The sequence below is a fragment of the Schlesneria sp. genome (genome assembly GCF_036405755.1).
In the GTDB taxonomy this organism is placed as follows: Bacteria; Planctomycetota; Planctomycetia; order Planctomycetales; family Planctomycetaceae; genus Schlesneria; species Schlesneria sphaerica.
This window is the reverse complement of the sequence record NZ_DASWWZ010000102.1, coordinates 1-17,830: the sequence shown is the minus strand read 5'-3', so window position 1 is coordinate 17,830 and position 17,830 is coordinate 1. Positions and strand designations below refer to the sequence as shown.

Here is a 17,830-nt window from a genome sequence, read left to right as displayed (position 1 = left end):
CACATCCGCGCGCGAAAATTCTTCCGGCCAGCTTTGCAGCACGACGATCAGATCGGGAAACTGATCGTGGTCAAAAACGGTTCTCGCTGCAGCTACATCCGTCTGGATCATGAACCGACAAGTCCTGCCGATCGACTCGGTGAGCCAGCGCAGCAGCGGCTGGAACTCGTGTCGGTCGGACTGCCCCAGAACGAGAACCGTTTTGGGTGTGAGCGATACCGGGTGATCAATCACCATGTTTCTGACGAAGCCGAGGTGAAAGTCGGAGCATCAACTGCACACGTTCAAATTGCTCGAGCCATTCCTGAATCACGGCGGCCTGAAGATTCGATTCCACAGCAACCAGGCCGGTTGGGCACGCCGCGCCTGTCAGGGATGAAGCGGCATCACGGTACTTGGCCAGGGTCCGATCGCCATAGCGACCGCACGGTGCTCCATCTTCGGACATGAACAGGACCGAAGGAACCCGACGACCGCCACAAATGGACAGCTCGTCGGCGAGATCGCTGTGGTCATCACGATCGAAATAGCGAATCTTCAATCGTCCTGTCTGCTGAGCGAAGGCCTCGAAAATGGGGCACTGCTGGACGCAATCACCACACCAGGCCCCTGACACGACAGCGACACACATGTCCCGCTGGAACCCTTGCAGCAGGCTCACCTGCGCAGGCGTCAGCGTGATCTCCTGAAAGGTCGCATTCCAGCGCCGTAGCTGGTCCGGCGAGGCATATTTTTTCAGGAACTCGTCGTAGCTCAGCCCCGCGTTCCATTTTGTTGTGAAGTCCATGCCGTTCCGTTTTCCGTTGAGATGTGCTTGTAAGACATCGTCTGATGTCGTGAGAGGACTTTCTTGTGATGACACCTCGGTAGAAGCTTCGTCCCGGCGGTTTTCAAAAGAGTTGCTCACTCAAGTAAGTTAAAGCATGCCGCCGCGATGAGCAATTCTCTCGTCTCTCTTCACTGCTCGGCACGGTTTACTATGGGAATCAGCCTGAAAATGGGTATACAGATCGCATGTCCAAGCATGCCCCCCCTTCCTCAACTGGCCCCGCCTCCGTTGAAACACGACGACGGATGGAAGAGTGCATCGATCATCTGGCCGAACTGGCACGGGGAGAAATCGATGGGGGCCAGTTCATCGCCGAAGTCCTGACGAGACTCACCGAGGTGACGCACTCCTTGCGTACTCGATGCTGGAGGAAGTCATCACAGAATCAATGGGAAGTCGCGGGGGAACGCCCCCAACCGACGACTGTGACGAAGCCTTCGAGCGATGACGAAGCACAACTCAATCAAGCCGCGGAGTCGCGTCAGCTTTCGACACACGCATCGGCGGTCAGCGGTGAGACGACGACGCAGACCGCGGTGCGGACTTGTTGCCCTGTCGTTTATGGGGGACAGACGGTCGCGGTGCTGGACGTGCTTCACGCAGCGGAAACCGAGGACGGGCCTACAACCGATCTGGCACCGTTTCTCCATGCGATTGCCGAAATCACCGCAGACTTTCTTTCTCAGCTTGAACTGAGGCAATTGAGACGGGCTCGCAGTGAGTGGCAGCAGTGGGATCAGCTCAACCTGAATCTGATGAAGTCGCACGATCTTCCTGCACTTGCCGCAACGATCGTCAACGACGGTCGGATTGTCGCCGGGTGTGACAGGCTGACGCTGATGCGCCGACGGGGCTCACGGTATATCGCCGTCGCCGTTTCTGGAGCCGACCGAATCGAACCCCGGGCCAACACGGTTCACTCACTGGAAGCCGTAGCATCCATCGCAGCCCGAAATGGCCATGCCATTTGGTTTCACCTGGCATCCGCCGACGCCAACACGCCTGACGCACTCGCTCAGCACGCGAAGCTGACAGGAGCACACTCCGTCGGGCTGATCCCGATCCCCGGCCCGAGTTCCCGCACAGAAGCCTCAGTGAACTCGCCCTCCCCCTCTTCCCGTTATCGGCCCGACGCGATTCTGGTTGTCGAACAGTTTGACAATCTGGCAGATTCTGCAACGTGGCAGTCACGCGGAGAACACCTGGCGAACCGGCTTGAACCGACGCTGCTCGCAACACTGGAGCAAGAGTCCATTCCCTTCGCGAGGACGCTGCGGACATTACAGCGGTTGCCCGAATGGCTGCGACGCCCCGGTCCCCTCATGGCACTGCTCGCACTTTTGGCAGCAGTTGGTTTCCTCACGTTCTATCCGGCCGAGTTTACGGTGACCGGTCCGGCCGAGCTGGTGCCCGTCAACCGCCGCGAAGTCTTCGCCAGCAGTTCCGGCATTGTTGAAAAGCTGCTCGTATCGCACGGGGAAGAAGTCACTGCCGACCATCCATTAATTATCTTGCACGATCCGCAGCTTGCACTGGAACTTCCACGGGTGATGGGCGAAATCGAAGTTGTGCGCGAGCGTTTGAAAGGTGTCCTCGCCGCGAGGCTTTCGGGAGGGGCCACCGCCGACGCTGCCAACCGGGCCCGCCAGCTTGCCTCCGAGGAAGAAGAGCTCAAAGAACGACAACAGTCACTGATCCGGCAAAAGGAACTGATCGAGCGACAGCAGGAAGCACTCACCCTGCGAAGCCCCATCCGGGGACGGATTCTTACCTGGGATGTCGCCACAACACTCGCAGCCCGCCCTGTGGAACGTGGACAGGCACTGCTGACCGTGGGAGACACTGACGGCCCCTGGATGATCGAGATGCGCGTCGCTGACAAGGAGTTTGGACACATTCGACGGGCACAATCACAGCTTGGCCCGAATCTGGCCGTCCATTTTCTGCTTCCCTCAGACCCCACCCAGACACGCCGTGGCACCATTCGCGACGTCGCCGGAACGACTCAGTGGGATGAACAACATGGCAGCTACGTCCTGGTGACCATCGACGTTGAGCCAGGTCAGGTATCGCAACCCCGTTCCGGCATGACTGCAGTGCCTCGTATCCTGTGTGGAAAGTATCCGATTGGGTACGTCTGGCTACACGATCTGATTGATACCGTCCGCCTGAGGTGGATGCTGTAACCAGTCCGTTCGTGCATCCGAAACGGGCCAAAACGAGATAGCCGTCGGCGGCCCCTGTCGGATATGCTGAGGGCGTTCAAACTCGTAGACACAATCGTGGAAGAGACCATGCTGAATCGACGTCGATTTCTAGCCGCCCTCTCTGTGCCGATGCTGATGGGAACCGAGTGGAACACCCGCCGCGCCTGGGCCAACCCACAGGTCCACGGTGTCGAGGTGGAAGCTCCCGTCGGTCAGGAAGATCTGTTTGCCTATATCCAGCGGCAGAATGGTCGCTTCGACACCGACCTCTACAGGAAACTCCTGGGTGCCGCGAACGAGTTCAAAGAAGGGGACGCCATCGTTGGTGTCGCCGCTGCCAACGAGCCCTCGCGAGCCCATGCACGGCAACTGCTGGCCAACACGCGGATCGCTGATCTTCTGGCGAACCCACCCTGGCGCGACCGTCTCCTGGTCTGGAACGACACGTTCATCAATCGGGACCGCCTGCGAGACTGGGAACAGCGGACCGTGGGTGAGCTGAAGGATCACCTGCTTGCGTCCAGTGCGGCCGACATCCATCAACTGATGCCGGGACTATCGAGCGACCTGATCGCGTGTCTGGTGCGGCTGATGTCGAACGCCGAACTGATCCGGATCGGCCAGACGGTGTTTAACCCTCTCGCGGGATCTCATCTGGGTGATCAAGGGTATCTGGGAGCCCGAATCCAGCCCAACTCGCCCACGGATCACGTTGACGACATCCGTTTTCAGGTATTCGACGCATTTGCTTACGCCGTGGGGGACGTGCTGCTGGGGACCAACCCCGTCTCGAGCGACCCTCAATCCGTCGCGGCCGTCGAGCTCGCTTTACAAGACATCCTGAAAACATTCGAGCTGGATCACATCATCCCCCACTGCGTCCTGTCACATATCGACGTGCAGGCGGAAGTGGAACAGCTTTATCCCGGCTCAACGGAATTCTGGTTTCAAAGTATCGCAGGCAACGATCAGGCCAACGCCACGTTCGACATCACCGTGGAGAAGATGGCCCGCTATGCAGCAGAGCGGACCGGCCCCTTCGGGCTCTACCTGGAAACCGGCCAGGGGGCTGATTTCACGAATGGACATGGCCACGGATGTGACATGGTCCTGCATGAGTCACGCAAGTACGGGTTCGCACGCGGAATGTCGCACACGATTGCGGCGGCGAAGAACATCCCCCCCGAACAGGCATGGCTGCACCTGAACGACGTCGCCGGCTTTATCGGCCCCGAAGTCTTCCGAACGCGCGAGCAACTCGTTCGGTGCTGCCTCGAAGACATCGCCATGGGGAAACTGCATGGGCTCATGATCGGGCTCGATGTCTGTTCGACGCTGCACATGGAGGTCTCTCTGGATGATCTCGACTGGTGCTTGGAGCAAATTGCCCCCGCGAACCCCGGATACCTGATGGCGCTTCCGACCAAGATCGACCCCATGCTCGGGTATCTCACCACGGGCTATCAGGACCATGTCCGGCTGCGTGAGAAGTTCGGCTACCGCGTCGATGATCGAATGTGGTCCTTCTTCAAGAAATTAGGCGTCATCGACAATCAGGGGAAGCCGACAGAGCACTTTGGCGACCCTCATTGGGTCTATCTGCAGTACCGGCGATGCAAACAGGACCCGCGAACCGATCAGCAGATTCTTGCCGAGTCGGCACAAATCGTGACGGAAGTTCGACAGCGCGGCGTCTTTATCGCGGAAGGCTATGGTCGGCGTCCGTCGGAACTGGCACCTCAGCTTCGCTCCGAAATTCAGACCGTCTATGAAGATGCCAAGAAGTGCATCTGGAAAGAATGGGACCCGGATTTCATCAAACGGATTCCGAACGCCCTGCCCCTGACGACACGTTCGTCGGACAGAAACGACTACATTCTGCATCCCACCACGGGTGAGCACCTTTCTGATGAATCGTTGATCAAAGTCCAGGAGGTCCGGACTCGGGATCAGGGAAAGTCCGACACAGCGCTGGTGATCTCGGAAGGCTTGAATGCCTATGCCATGCTCGACGACAGGAACCTGTTGCCATTGCTGGACGCCCTTTATCCCCTGCTGGAAAAATCTGGCTACCACGTCGCGTCAGCACCCTTCGTCGTGAACAGCGGCAGGGTTCGCGCGGGATACCGCATCGGTGAAATCCTGTTCGGCGGGCTCACGGGTTCACGCACGATTGTCCATCTGATCGGCGAACGCCCTGGCACGGGTCACCACACGATGTCGGCCTATCTCACCACAGCAGACGGAGCGACATGGAGATCCCCGAACAAAGTGGATCACAACATCACGAAAGTCGTATCGGGAATCGGGGTGACCGCACTCACCCCCGATCGAGCAGCGCAAGCCATTATTGCCGCCCTGTCCCGTTAGTGTGAACCGCTCGGAGCGACCGGTGCCGTGAACACGGTGAGGGCCCTACCGGGAATACCAGTAACACAATCGCGTGAGGTCCCCCAGTTCGACGAGGGATCGGACACGCCGGCGAGCGGCGTACTGAGCCAGCGCGGGCGAATAACCATGATGATGATCGGCCATCGCCAGTCCCCTGGAGACATCCGCGGCGGTAATCCGGTCGCGTCCGTCACTCACGGCATGCCACCGTGCCAGCCACAGCGTCACTGGCAACATCAGTGCCAGACTGTGAAAGCCCTCGGCAAAGGGAATGTCGTAGTAGGCGGATCCAAAGAAGTGCATCCCCGTCGTTTTAACCCGGAAATAACGGGTCAGGATTTCTTCCGCCTCGGCGTCGATCGGACCGAAGGAAGGTTCCAGAGCACTGAAAGGGACCTCTTTCAGGCCCGTCTGTAACGAGGGGATATTTCCGCTTCCCTTGGTGAAACGAACGATGGCTCGTAATAACCGCCAACGTCCCCAGACGCCGGACGAAAGGTCTGCGACTGTGTCTTTCCTCGCGTATTGGGCAACGAGCGTTCGAAAGTAGAGGCGGCCAACACGACTGGGTTCTTCTGGCGATTCGGGTACGTGGGGATTCTCGAGCCGGGCTGCTTCCATCAGCAGGGCGATCAGTTCACGAATCCGTGGACCTCGAATCTTCTCGAACGAAGCCTGCCCTACCAGGGTGGTCCAGGCGATGGCACGGACAACTTTGACGACGATCGGCGTAGAGGGATCCGCCAGCGTGTGATCCAGGGCCTCGACAAAGGGTTGCAGGTCAGTCCAGTCAACCCGGTCGTTGGGTGTCAGCAAGGGGGCAGGTGAATTGATGGCGCTGGCGGGAATGACTTCCTCTGCCATTCGGCGAAGTTCATTCGATCGCTTGCTGGTCGGTGTACCGAGATTTGCCACAACGGAGGGGCAACTGTACCGCAGGCTGACGGTGAACGATTTTCCCGAGGGGTGGAAGGCGAAAGGATAGATGCGGCAAGGGAGCGGCTTCGCTGCTTCACCAAACTTGGCATGGATGCGGCACAGCCCTTTGTCATCCAGAAAAACGCACCCGCCGTCGGACCTGTGAGCGAGCCGGTAACGCTTCTTCCACGGGGGCCCCGCATGCCAGGCGAGCACGGGTTGATCGACCCCGTCCGCTGCAGTCCAGTTTTGTCCGATGATCCGCTGTCGCTCGGCTTCAGTCACCTCAATCAGATGCTGGCGGCAACAGCCACCGCAATTGTGGCAGCTCCAGTTTTGCAGTACCGGCAGTTCCAGTCGCAGGTTGGCCATTCTGTTCTTTAGACCCATCTCAGGCGACAAGTCGCGCGGTACCTGATTTGTGGACGAGTCGCTGAAGTCCGGCCCAGACACGTTCCACGTCCAGTTCGTTCAGACACGCAAGATGATTCTCGCCACGGTGTGGACATATTTTATGGTAACCGGCCGCGCAGGAAACGGCGGTCGAGATCATTTCATGCTGGTCCCCGGGGGGCCCGGAGCGCAAGGCCGACGTGCAGGTGAAAATTCCCAGCGTAGGAATCCCCAGTCCGGCAGCCAGATGCATCGGCCCCGAGTCGTTACTGATTGCGAAATCCACGCGACTAAGCAAGGCGGACAGTTGTTTCAGTGTGGATTGTCCCGCCAGATTTCTGACGGTGGGGGTGTGCCCCGGCATGGTCAATTCCTGAAGTCGCTGATGCACACGGGCAGCGTCGGGCCGTTCGGCCTTGCTCCCCAGGATCAGCAGGGTCCCCCCCCACAGATGATCGGCACGCCGCATCAGCTCGGCAAATTTCTCGACCGGCCAGCGCTTTGTTTCCCAGCGGGCCCCCGGATGAACAGCGATGATGGGACGGGGAAGATCCTTCAGTTGAAGCTCGGCCCAGTCGCTGTCCGCTGCGGAAGTCGCGATCAACGTCTCACGCGACATCTGGCCCAGTCCCAGGCATTCCGCGACGCGCCAGTAGCGCGCATGAGCGGCCATCTGACGGGACGTTTCCGGCAGCAGACAGTTCAACGTCAGATGCGATCCTTCTCTCGCAGTCTCCAGCCCCACACGGACGGGAGCACCCGTCGCCAGCGTCATGACGCCCGTACGGAGTAACCCCTGAAGATCGATCACCAGATCAAATCGCCGTTTGCGCAGCGTCCCGAGCAAGTTGCCCCAGGCGGACCAGCCTCCCCGGCGTTCGAAGGGGATGGCATCCGACAAAGCGGGATGCCCTTCCACGAGATCCCGCAATTCCCGATTCACCACCCAACTGATTTCAGCCCCCGGATAGCGTTGCTTCAGCACGGGAAGCAAGGGCAACGTCTGCACGACATCGCCGAGTGCGCTCGGCTTGATGAGACAAATGCGCCGTGGCTGAAGCTGAACAAGTTCGGAAACTGGAATCCGCCGGAACATCCGTTTTCCTGCGTGAAATTGTTTGAAGGAATTCTCTTGCCTGAGTTTAGTGCGATTTCCGGAAATTCAACAAGAGGAATGGCGTTCGTCCCCGGCGCAATCGCCTCGGAGAGGGGGACATGGGCGAGCAGGACGGGGCCGATCGGCAGGTGACCCTGACGGTCACTTGCTCGAACCTGCCTTGCAATTCGTTTATTCTCCTGTGCACGTGCACGATGACTTTCTCTCCGAAAGAACACGAAAAATGCCCGAACCCAAGGCAACTGAATTGAGCGAATCCTCTCCGTCCAATCGCATGCCTCCGGGAATCCCCTACATCGTCGGTAATGAGGCAGCCGAACGGTTCAGTTTCTACGGGATGAAGGCGATTCTCTTCGTCTACATGACGAAGTATCTGCTCGATGGGGCGGGACAACCCGATCCGATGTCGACGGAAGATGCCCGCGCTGCGGTTCACTGGTTCGTTGCTTCCGCTTACTTTTTCCCGATTGCAGGGGCCATTCTTTCCGACTGGTTGCTCGGGAAATACCGCACCATCTTCTGGTTGTCGCTGGTGTACTGTCTGGGACATCTGGCCCTCGCCGCGATCCCCGGCCGCTGGGGTCTCCTGTCGGGTCTCACCCTGATTGCCATCGGATCCGGAGGAATTAAGCCGTGCGTTTCGGCACACGTTGGTGATCAGTTCACGGAGCAAAACCAGCATCTGTTGCCGCGTGTCTTCAGCTGGTTTTACTTTTCGATCAATTTCGGAGCCTTCATCTCGACGATCATCACTCCGATTCTCCTGCAGCGATTCGGGCCGCACTGGGGGCCCCATCTTGCCTTCGGCCTGCCCGGCTTGCTGATGTTCTTCGCGACCTTTGTCTTCTGGTTAGGCCGGAAGAAGTTCGTCCACGTCAAACCGGGAGGTGCGGCGTTTATCCGTGAGATATTCAGCATCGAAGGCTTACGCGCCGTGGGGCGGCTGATTCCCCTTTACCTGTTCGTCGCAGTCTTCTGGGCACTTTACGACCAGACGGCGTCAGCCTGGGTGGAACAGGCCGAGGGGATGGACCGCAACTGGTTGGGCGTTGAGTGGCTGCCATCCCAGATTCAAGCCATCAATCCAATTCTGGTTCTCGTGCTGATTCCGCTCTGCACGTACGGTCTCTACCCGCTTCTTAACAAACTGTTTCCCTTGACTTCGCTCGGCAAGATTGCGATCGGATTCTTTCTCACATCTCTGGCATTCGGGGTGAGCGGATGGATCGAGTCGCAGATCGTCGGCGGCAAAGTCGTCCGCAGCGCCAATGTGGAAACAGCCCCTGCTACGGGAATCCTGGCGGAACGAGAACTGATCATCCGCCTGCGCGAAAATCGTGCCTGGAACATCAAGTCCGTCAGTTGGCAGCAGCGCGATGCCCAGGCGAATTCCGCGTCTACCGGTGAACCGACAGTTCCTTTCACTCTGCGAGTCGACGTCGGCCCCACACCAAAAGGCCCCTGGACCGAGGCGGCATCGCAACAATTCGAAGCCGACCCGTCCCAGGCTCAAGTGGTCAACCTGAACGAACCGGTCTCGACTCCCTATATCCGTCTGGCAATCGCGATTCCTTCAACCTTCACAGGAGATGTGAAGAATCACATCGACTGGAGCAAGTCGCACGTGGAAGTGCATGCAGCAGAATCCCAGCCTCCAGCGGACGCGCATTCCCTGGCATCACCGGTGTGGCCGGATGTCGCCGCCGAAGGCTACAAGCCCCATATCGTCTGGCAGTTAGTCGCTTACCTGATCCTCACGCTCGGCGAGATTCTGGTTTCAATCACGTTCCTTGAGTTCTCATATACGCAGGCGCCCAACAAGCTGAAATCACTCGTCATGTCTTTGTACTTGCTGTCGGTTTCGCTGGGGAATGCCTTAACGGCACTGGTCAACGTCTTCATTCAAAACGCAGACGGTTCGAGCAAGCTGCCCGGGGCCAGTTATTACTGGTTCTTCACGGGACTCATGCTGGTGGCCGCTTTAGGGTTCCTCGTGGTCGTGGCCACGTTCCGCGAGAAAACCTACCTGCAGTCAGAGGCCGATGTCGAATAGTCCTGCCGGAACGTGTTGTCAGGCGGTCGATCATGCGCCCCCCTGCGATACGGGGGGGGCGGACGCAGGAACTCGTCGGACCAGGCTTCAATCGACAGGAGGCTGCCAGTCACCCCAGTGTGACAGATAGTGCTTGTAGACCGGAATCGATTCGCTCTTCTCTTCCAGCCAGGCCTTTGCCTCGGCGACGAGACGATGTTCGTCTTCGACAGTCAGCTTTCCGAGCAAGACACGTGTGCGAAGGAACACAAAATACGTATCCAGTACGTCGCAACGGCAATAGTCGTTGATCGCCGCGACTTCACCGGCCTCATACATTCCCTGGACCTGAGAGCCATCAACGCCGGATTTCCCCGGCTTGCCGATCATATTGGCCAGCAGGTTCAGCCCGCCGCTGATCCGGAACGCTCCGAAATTTGAAAGCAGGTCGAGCAGATCCAGATGCGACTGCGAGTTATACCGATTGCGGGACTGTTCATAGGTGCGGGCTTCGACGTTGAACCACGCCGGGACGGTGTATCCGTAGCGATAGGCAGCCAGTTCCAGCACCGGGATATCGTAGGTGCGGCCGTTAAAGCTGACCAGTGTCGGCCGACCGTACGCGCTCCACCCCTGCCAGAAGTGGCGTGTAATGACATGCGGACGAAAATTCGGAGCGTCCAGCACGGCGACATCCAGCAACCGATAGTCCGCATCCACCTTCGCCACCGCCACAGAAATCGGCAGCACGAACGTCACCGGCAGGACATCTCTTCCCGTTTCTTCCATCAATTGTGCGCGGTACCGGGTAAGTGCCTCGGCCGGACTGAGATTTTCCTTCGGGTAGCGAATCTTGGAAACGAGATCTCCGTCAGCGATGGTTTCGATGTCAAAAATGAAATAGCTTACGTGCTGCTTGCTCTCACTTGTTGACATTCAGAAATTTCCTTCACGAAGTGCGACGGCTTGTTGTCTCGTGATGTCGTCCTCAAGAAGGCATCACGGTTGTGCAACTTGGGCGAAATCGAATGCCACACGATATCCCACCGACTCAAATCCCGAAATCCAATCCTCACCTTTTGAGAACTGACGTGTCCGAACAGAATCCTTCCCCCATCACACTCGATCAATTTCTCAAGCAGTCCGGCATCGTTGTGACCGGGGGTCAGGCAAAAATTCTGATTCAGACGGGTGAAGTCCGTCTGAATGGAGTCGTTGAAACGCGAAGAGGGAAAAAGCTATCGCCCGGAGACATCGTCGAGATCGGGGATGAGCGACTGATCGTTTCGTGATCGATCCCAAATCCAACGCGACGATTCCCACCTCAGCCGATTCCGAAATGGCTGAACAGACCAGCACATCCTTTGCGGGACAGCACAGACCGCGCAGAGAATTGCTGTAACGGACTCCCACGTCGGCAACTCCCCCCATTTCAGGCTTGTTCCGAGGGCCGCTGACACCAGGGCTCCTCGCCTACTTCTCGCGCCAGAACCCTCCTCCTCTCTCTTCCCTTCAGTAGCCTCAACAGCAAACTCAGAGGGACGTGCATCACCCGGGACGTGACCCCAACGAACATTTCGATGCGTCGGGATCGCATGATTTCATCGGTAGCAAGAGTGCAAATTTTCTTAGCAGCAAGAACGTCAGGGCCATTGAACCTCCCGTCCTGCGACAGGAATTTCCGCTGTTTCTTTGCTGCTTTTCAGCAACATTGGCGTTCATTAGGCGAGAAACAGTCGATTGGAACGCCGGTTGCTTAATGCTGTTTTTATTATGATCGCACTCAACGACTACACTACCGATGTTGCTCCTTTGTCTTCGCGACACCCTTCACTGCATGTGATTGGTGGAGATGCGACGACCAGGGGCTATGTTCTTAATCAACTGTCACGCGTGGGCCTGGTCGCCCAGGAAGCCGCCACGCCTGCAGCATTGCTGGTGCACGAATCAGAGCAAGAGCTGCATCGTCGGCGGGTTTACTGGGCCGCCGTTGAGCAACGGGTTGCAAAGCTCACGACGAAAGACCGCGAGGTTCTCGATCTGTTGATGGAGTGCCTGCCGAACAAGGTTCTGGCAATGCGTCTTGGCATTACCGAACGGGCTGTCGAAATGCGGCGAGCTTCGCTGATGAAGAAGCTGGAAGTCCGCTCGCTGACAGAACTTGTTCGCCTGGTCACTCGATTCGCCATCGTACAGCAGTACGGGATTTTGCTCTCGATCTATTAATTCCTGCGGCATGGGGTCGGATCACTTCAGAAATGGGGTGACGTTCGGTTAATGTCGAGGGATGAGAGACCACTTGAACCCTCAGCGATTTCGGGTGCCGCGTGAGAACAACTCACTGCTGAGTATCCCCGATTTAGACGAAGCCGATCGCCTCGTCGACGAGAATCGCCGCCTCTTCAGTGAGACGCGAACGACACTGAACGGCCGCCCGTTAACTGAACTACGGGCGGCTGCCCGACGTGAAGCCGTCGCACAGGGACTCGACTACACCCAGTCCCTGCTGCAGCGAGAAATTCCTGCCCCGCCCTTCGAGTCCTGTGTGGTCAGTGGCCACCAGCCAGAGCTATTCCACGTGGGAGTGTGGGCCAAGAACTTTGCACTGGCCGGGATTGCGCGACGCAACCAGGCAACCGCAATTAATCTGGTCATCGACAATGACACCCTCAACTCCACGACGTTGAGAATCCCCACTGGAGATCGCGCGAAACTCTCCATCGACCGTTTGCCGTTCGATACTCCACGGCCCACTCTTCCCTGGGAAGAGGCAACGGTGCTGGACGCTGACCTGTATCGCGAGTTCGGTCCGCTTGTCGACAAGCAACTCCGCGCCAACTGGGGCTTTCGGCCGTTGATCGGGTCTGCGTGGGACGCCGCTGTCCGTTCGCTATCGGTCTCTCAGCGACTTTGCGACGGATTGACCGCCTTGCGAGCCCATGTAGAGCGGGACTGGGGACTGCAGAATCTTGAACTCCCCATGTCGCGACTTTGCCAGACAGATTCGTTCCTGTGGTTCTTCGCGCACCTGCTGACCCGACTGCCGGAACTGCACCAGGCTTACAACGAAGTCGTGGGAGACTATCGTCGCGCCCATCGACTGCGGAATCTCATGCAGCCGATCCCCGATCTCGAATCGACTGACGGCTGGCTCGAAGCCCCGTTCTGGATCTGGCGTGCAGGGGAAACGCAACGAGGCCGATTGTTCGCTCGTCGTATCGGCGCTGAATGTGAGCTGAGACACCAGAACGAAGTCGTGGCCCAATTCCCTGTTTCCGACAACGAATCGCTTCAGGAAGCGGTGGAACTGCTGAAGACGCTCCCCGCGCGCGGAATTCGCATCCGGACGCGTGCCCTGACGACGACCTTATTCTCGCGCATGTGCCTGGCAGATTTGTTCGTTCACGGAATCGGCGGCGCCAAGTACGATGCCATGACAGACCAACTTTGCGCCCGACTGTTTGGCATGGTCGCCCCGGAGTTCCTGACGGTTTCTGCCACGCTCTACCTGCCTCTCGGTGAGCCATTTCCAGCAACCCAGTCAGACTTGATCGACATCAATCACCGGCTGAGGGACTTGAACTACAATCCAGACCGGCATCTCGAACACTCTGCCCAGGTCGACCCTTTGATTGCCGAGAAAACGGTAATCCTGGAGGAAGCCCGGCGTCTGCGCGAGCAGAACCAGCTACGGGGGCATCTCACACCCGCGCAGCACCAGCGATTAGCAGAAATCCGGTCACAGCTACTGCTTCAGGCAGAGCAAGCCCGGGCTGCATACGACGAGACACGGGCGAAACTCCGCTCACAACTCGCCACGAACGCACTCGTCCGAAATCGCGAATATGCCTTCGTCCTGTCACCCGAAGATCAGCTACGCCAGTTCCTGATTCCCCTGGCGACCCGATAAGCAGAAATCCGCCCCCTCGGGGAGGGCTGGGGAAGGGAATCAGCGGCGCATTGTGAGACGAACTGCCGGACCAATGAGCCGTATCAAAAACCGTTACGGCAGCGTCACATTGGAATGGCGCATGCGATGACCGACCTGATCGAGCAGGGCCAGTTTTCCACCGTAGGTTCGCCGAAGGTTTTCTGTGGTAAAGGCCTGTTCCACGGGGCCGCTCGCCACCAGCCGCATATTCAGCAGCAAGACTTCATCAAAGTACTCTGCGACGGTTTGAAGGTCATGGTGCACCACGAGAGCCGTCTTCCCCGCCGATCGCAGTTCTCGCAACAGTTCCACAATGGCCCGTTCGGTCGCCGCATCGACCCCCGCAAACGGTTCGTCCATCAGGTACAAATCGGCATTCTGGACGAGGGCCCGCGCCAGAAACACACGCTGCTGCTGACCGCCGGACAGTTCGCTGATCTGTCGCCCCGCGAACTCAGCCAGCCCGACTCGCTCTAACGCAGCGAGTGCCTGCTGCCGAAACGCCTTGCTCACGGGACGAAACCACCCGATCTGACGATACAGTCCCATCACGACCACATCGAGGGCATTCACCGGGAAGTCCCAGTCGACGCTTGTCCGTTGCGGCACATACCCGATGCGCCCCCGCTGTTGCTGGTAGGTCTTTCCGAAGAAGCGCACTTCCCCGTCCGTTCGCGGAATCAGTTCGAGAACCGCCTTAATCAAGGTGCTTTTGCCGGCACCATTGGGTCCTACAATGGCCACCAGCTTCCCGGGAGGAGCGTCGTAGTCAATATCCCATAAGACCGGCCGCCCCTGATAGGCAACGGTCATATCATGGATCGAGAGTGGCGATGTCGTCGGATGAATGGCAGACATGGGAACTTCAAATGGAGGGAATACTTTTACTCTAGCGGACAGATACCCCGACGTGGGAACAGGGAAAAACAAGAGACAAAAGAGACCGACAGACGTCCAGATCCCCTGCGGCAGGCAACGAGCAGAGAAAAAAGCAGGACAGCCAGCAGGCCCGGTGTAATTGCTCCGGGAAGGACCAGCCACATCCCGCCCCCTCGTTTCGCGTCGTCGGACTCAGGGGCCAGCCGCCCATTCAGCCCTGTCTCGGGAGCCGTCCCACCCAGTGCTCGCGCGATCCGGGTCGCATTATGGTCGATCATCCCAATGTACGTTCCCTCATACGTCCCTTCTGCCCCCATCGCGTCAGAGAAGAGTTCCGCCCCGATCCGGACAGCGACGTTTCGGGACTGCGTCCCTTCGATGACGGCTCGAATGTTTTTCTCGTTGACGCTGCTTTCCACGAAGATCGCCGGGATCTTTCGTTCCGCCAGGAAATCGACGAGCCGATTCACATCATGCACTCCCGCCTCGGATTCCGTCGTGACTCCTTGCACTGAACGGACTTCAATTCCGTAAGCACGACCGAAATAGCCGAATGCATCATGCGCCGTTACCAGCACTCGCTGTGATTCCGGGATCGAAGCCACCACCTCCCGAACGTAGCGATCGAGCTTTTCCAACTCGGCCTGATAGTTTCTGGCGTTCTGTTGAAACTCGTCTGCGTGAGCAGGATCGCGTTTCGACAGGGTCTCGACAATCACATCGATGCACTGGCTCCACGCGGTCACATCCATCCAGACATGGGGATCAAAATGCCCCTCGAATTCGGGGGGGGATCGCAAGTAACTTTTGTCGAGCGACGAAGTGATCGCCACCACAGGCCGGTTTGCCCGATCCACCTGCTGCAAGGCGTCCTGCATCCGCCCTTCGAGCAACAGGCCTGAGTAAAAGACGACGTCCGCTTCCTGTAGCTGCTTGACGTCACGGCGCGTGGCCCGGAACAGATGAGGATCGACCCCGGATCCGATGAGCTTCACTACCTCGGCGTGCGAACCCGCAACTTGTTGCGCCAGATCAGCGACCATTCCGGTGGTGGCCACAATCTTGATGCGCTGGCCCTGCGGAGCAGTCTGCGTCGAAGCTCCATTACACCCCGAGCAAATCAGAAGTCCCAGGCAAGCAAGCGTCTTCAATGGCAAACGAACAAACAGAGACAAAGTGAATCTTCTCCCCCGATGGCTGTTTACCCTGATGCGATGCGTATGCAAATCCCGTAATCCAGATTTCCCAACAGAATCAGAGGTCACTTCGCGAGTTCGGCGAACAACCCCTTACAGCGTGCCTGTGAGCTGCCATCCGTTCCAACTTCCAAGCCGAAGGATCTTACTCTGAGGAAGCTGGAAAGTGAAGTTTTGACACCTCAAAACACAGCCGTAAACAGAAGGCGTAATACGGATCCAGTCGTTTCAACCTGCGGCAGTCGCGTCCTGCGTCACATGCCACCGCGCCCCATTCGCACACACCAATCGCTTAGAACCGTTGCGGCAATAGGACTGCGCACCCGCCTGTCGGTCGGAACCGACGGACGCCCGCGACCAGTATCAGTGATGCTTGGAGACGCGGCGGGGGGGCTTGGTTCGGTACTGCCGAATGGCTTCCAGCGCCTTCGTGAAATCGTCCGGCAGCGGCGCTTCAAACTCCATCCGCTTCCCTGTGACCGGATGATCGAACCCCAGCTTCAGCGCGTGCAGCGCCTGACGGCTGATCAGCACTTCATCCTCGGCTTCCGGCAATTCTTCCACCAGATCAGAACGCTTCAGCGAGGCGTGACCTTCATAAAGTCGATCGGCGACGATCGGGTTCCCCAGATGGTGCATATGCACGCGTAACTGGTGAGTTCGCCCCGTCTGCGGACAAAGGCGGACGAAAGTAAAACCCTGGAACCGCTCCAGCACTTCGTAGAACGTCGCGGCATGACGCGAATTGCCTCCCTCAGGGCAAACCATCATTCGTTCACGGTTGCGATTGCTGACGCGTACGTGCGTTTCGATGTAGTCACGATCAAACGCGATCTCACCCCAGGTGATCGCGCGATACTCTTTCTCAACGGTCCGTTCTTCGAACTGCCGACTGAGATGGTGATGGACCGTATTGTCCTTAGCGACCACCAGCACACCGCTCGTGTCACGATCGAGACGATGCACGATCCCGGCTCGCAGTTTACCCGCCACATCGCTCAGCTTGTCAAAATGAAACTGCAGCGCTCCGGCCAGCGTACCGAGATAGTGCCCTCGACCGGGGTGAACGATCATATTGGCTGATTTATTGATCACGATCAGCGAATCGTCGTCATACAGGATATCGAGAGGAATATCTTCGGCAGGAAGAGTTCGATCAGGAATCTGCGGCAGGTGGAACTCGACGCAGTCGTTGACGCGCAGTCGGCGGGCCCCCTTCACAGGCAGTCCGTTGATCAGGACACCGTTGTCCTCGAGCACGCGTTGAAACGCTGCACGGCTGAAATTCGAGTAGACTCGTGCCAGATAATGATCGACGCGCCAGCCATGAGCCCGCGCTTCGACAATCAACTTGATCGGGGCCCCGGGAATCTCGACAGGAACGTCTTCGTTGTGATCCAGTTCCTGCTCGGCTTCGAACTCGTTGTCGCTCATGATGCAAATCAGGGTCAGGGCTCTCTACAATTCTGCCTGGCAAGACCGGTCCGGAGATCCGATTGGCTCCATGCCGATCGCGAAATTCAAACGCCTGACCCAGACTGTTGCAGACCCGAACTCACTCTTTCTCGGTTGGCTTCTCTTCTTCAGAAGAAGGTGCGGGATCGGTCGGCGTTTCGTCGGTCTTTTCAGGTGCGGCAGGTGCATCGGGAACCGCTGGCGTTTCGGGCGCGGCGGGCGTCTCAGCAGCCTTTTCCTCGGTCGTGGCTTCGGTCTTTTCACTCGCGGCTTCCGGAGTGATTACGGGATCTGCGGCCGCGTCTTTGAACAGGTCTTTATCTTTGCTGAGACCTTTGAAAATCGCCCCCGAATCGTCCGACCCCCTGATCAGGAAGTCGTCAGGCTCTGCGGTTGACGATTCACTGCCCGACTTTTCATTCTTGAAATCGCGAGGACGTGCGTCGGGTGGTTTGGGATTTTCGCGACTGAACCACGTGTAG

14 protein-coding genes and 1 pseudogene are annotated in these 17,830 nt (G+C 58.1%); 6 read left to right on the top strand and 9 right to left on the bottom strand.

Features of this window, described 5'->3' with window-relative positions; all coding sequences use genetic code 11:
* A partial coding sequence (locus tag VGE80_RS03550) for a hypothetical protein (RefSeq protein ID WP_440591699.1) occupies positions 1–237 on the bottom strand: 237 nt, incomplete at its 3' end.
* Positions 227–787 carry a thioredoxin family protein gene (locus tag VGE80_RS03545; RefSeq protein WP_440591698.1) on the bottom strand — a complete coding sequence of 187 codons (561 nt, stop codon included), beginning with the start codon at positions 785–787 and terminating at the stop codon, positions 227–229. The genes VGE80_RS03545 and VGE80_RS03550, both read right to left, overlap by 11 nt.
* Before the next feature lie 227 nt (positions 788–1,014).
* Here VGE80_RS03545 and VGE80_RS03540 point away from each other — a divergent pair, with 227 nt between their 5' ends.
* Both VGE80_RS03540 and eutB read left to right on the top strand, forming a co-directional pair.
* Positions 1,015–3,015: an HlyD family efflux transporter periplasmic adaptor subunit gene (locus VGE80_RS03540; RefSeq protein WP_440591697.1), complete on the top strand. Its 2,001-nt coding sequence runs from the start codon at positions 1,015–1,017 to the stop codon at positions 3,013–3,015.
* Between the two features lie 108 nt (positions 3,016–3,123).
* Entirely contained in the window at positions 3,124–5,406 is a 2,283-nt protein-coding gene (eutB, locus tag VGE80_RS03535; protein WP_440591696.1) for an ethanolamine ammonia-lyase subunit EutB, read from the top strand.
* Positions 5,407–5,451: 45 nt separating this feature from the next.
* Here eutB and VGE80_RS03530 read toward each other — a convergent pair whose 3' ends face one another.
* Positions 5,452–6,717 carry a YkgJ family cysteine cluster protein gene (locus VGE80_RS03530; RefSeq protein WP_440591695.1) on the bottom strand — a complete coding sequence of 422 codons (1,266 nt, stop codon included), beginning with the start codon at positions 6,715–6,717 and terminating at the stop codon, positions 5,452–5,454.
* A gap of 19 nt (positions 6,718–6,736) precedes the next feature.
* On the bottom strand, positions 6,737–7,834 hold the full coding sequence (locus VGE80_RS03525; RefSeq protein WP_440591694.1) for a glycosyltransferase family 9 protein: 1,098 nt from the start codon (positions 7,832–7,834) through the stop codon (positions 6,737–6,739).
* Between the two features lie 244 nt (positions 7,835–8,078).
* On the opposite strand from VGE80_RS03525, the gene VGE80_RS03520 reads away from it, so the two are divergent.
* Complete coding sequence (locus tag VGE80_RS03520) at positions 8,079–9,908, top strand: POT family MFS transporter (protein WP_373649292.1); 1,830 nt, start codon at positions 8,079–8,081, stop codon at positions 9,906–9,908.
* 87 nt (positions 9,909–9,995) lie between these two features.
* On the opposite strand, the gene VGE80_RS03515 is transcribed toward VGE80_RS03520, so the two are convergent.
* On the bottom strand, positions 9,996–10,823 hold the full coding sequence (locus VGE80_RS03515) for a 3'-5' exonuclease (protein ID WP_397568470.1): 828 nt from the start codon (positions 10,821–10,823) through the stop codon (positions 9,996–9,998).
* 155 nt (positions 10,824–10,978) lie between these two features.
* Between VGE80_RS03515 and VGE80_RS03510 the strand changes: the two genes are divergently transcribed.
* The 3 genes from VGE80_RS03510 to VGE80_RS03500 all read left to right on the top strand — a co-directional run bounded on the left by VGE80_RS03510 (position 10,979) and on the right by VGE80_RS03500 (position 13,797).
* Entirely contained in the window at positions 10,979–11,179 is a 201-nt protein-coding gene (locus VGE80_RS03510) for an RNA-binding S4 domain-containing protein (RefSeq protein WP_373649294.1), read from the top strand.
* A 460-nt stretch (positions 11,180–11,639) separates the two neighbouring features.
* On the top strand, positions 11,640–12,113 hold the full coding sequence (locus VGE80_RS03505; RefSeq protein ID WP_397568469.1) for a LuxR C-terminal-related transcriptional regulator: 474 nt from the start codon (positions 11,640–11,642) through the stop codon (positions 12,111–12,113).
* A 73-nt stretch (positions 12,114–12,186) separates the two neighbouring features.
* Complete coding sequence (locus tag VGE80_RS03500) at positions 12,187–13,797, top strand: hypothetical protein (protein WP_440591693.1); 1,611 nt, start codon at positions 12,187–12,189, stop codon at positions 13,795–13,797.
* A gap of 93 nt (positions 13,798–13,890) precedes the next feature.
* On the opposite strand, the gene VGE80_RS03495 is transcribed toward VGE80_RS03500, so the two are convergent.
* From VGE80_RS03495 to VGE80_RS03480, 4 genes and pseudogenes are all read right to left on the bottom strand, one after another.
* A complete protein-coding gene (locus VGE80_RS03495) occupies positions 13,891–14,676 on the bottom strand; it encodes a metal ABC transporter ATP-binding protein (protein ID WP_373649297.1) in 786 nt (261 codons plus the stop codon).
* Between the two features lie 26 nt (positions 14,677–14,702).
* Positions 14,703–15,872, bottom strand: coding sequence for a metal ABC transporter solute-binding protein, Zn/Mn family (locus tag VGE80_RS03490; protein ID WP_440591692.1), 1,170 nt, complete (start codon positions 15,870–15,872; stop codon positions 14,703–14,705).
* A gap of 384 nt (positions 15,873–16,256) precedes the next feature.
* Positions 16,257–17,327 (bottom strand): RluA family pseudouridine synthase, encoded by a 1,071-nt coding sequence (locus tag VGE80_RS03485; RefSeq protein WP_397568466.1) that lies wholly within the window; start codon positions 17,325–17,327, stop codon positions 16,257–16,259.
* Positions 17,328–17,448: 121 nt separating this feature from the next.
* A pseudogene (locus VGE80_RS03480) lies at positions 17,449–17,830 on the bottom strand (hypothetical protein); the annotation flags it as partial.

Excerpts from the sequence above, each read along its gene's own strand:
- VGE80_RS03545 (WP_440591698.1), bottom strand. The coding sequence starts at position 787 with ATGGACTTCACAACAAAATGGAACGCGGGGCTGAGCTACGACGAGTTC.
- VGE80_RS03540 (WP_440591697.1), top strand. The coding sequence starts at position 1,015 with ATGTCCAAGCATGCCCCCCCTTCCTCAACTGGCCCCGCCTCCGTTGAA.
- eutB (WP_440591696.1), top strand. The coding sequence starts at position 3,124 with ATGCTGAATCGACGTCGATTTCTAGCCGCCCTCTCTGTGCCGATGCTG.
- VGE80_RS03530 (WP_440591695.1), bottom strand. The coding sequence starts at position 6,717 with ATGGCCAACCTGCGACTGGAACTGCCGGTACTGCAAAACTGGAGCTGC.
- VGE80_RS03525 (WP_440591694.1), bottom strand. The coding sequence starts at position 7,834 with ATGTTCCGGCGGATTCCAGTTTCCGAACTTGTTCAGCTTCAGCCACGG.
- VGE80_RS03520 (WP_373649292.1), top strand. The coding sequence starts at position 8,079 with ATGCCCGAACCCAAGGCAACTGAATTGAGCGAATCCTCTCCGTCCAAT.
- VGE80_RS03515 (WP_397568470.1), bottom strand. The coding sequence starts at position 10,823 with ATGTCAACAAGTGAGAGCAAGCAGCACGTAAGCTATTTCATTTTTGAC.
- VGE80_RS03495 (WP_373649297.1), bottom strand. The coding sequence starts at position 14,676 with ATGTCTGCCATTCATCCGACGACATCGCCACTCTCGATCCATGATATG.
- VGE80_RS03485 (WP_397568466.1), bottom strand. The coding sequence starts at position 17,327 with ATGAGCGACAACGAGTTCGAAGCCGAGCAGGAACTGGATCACAACGAA.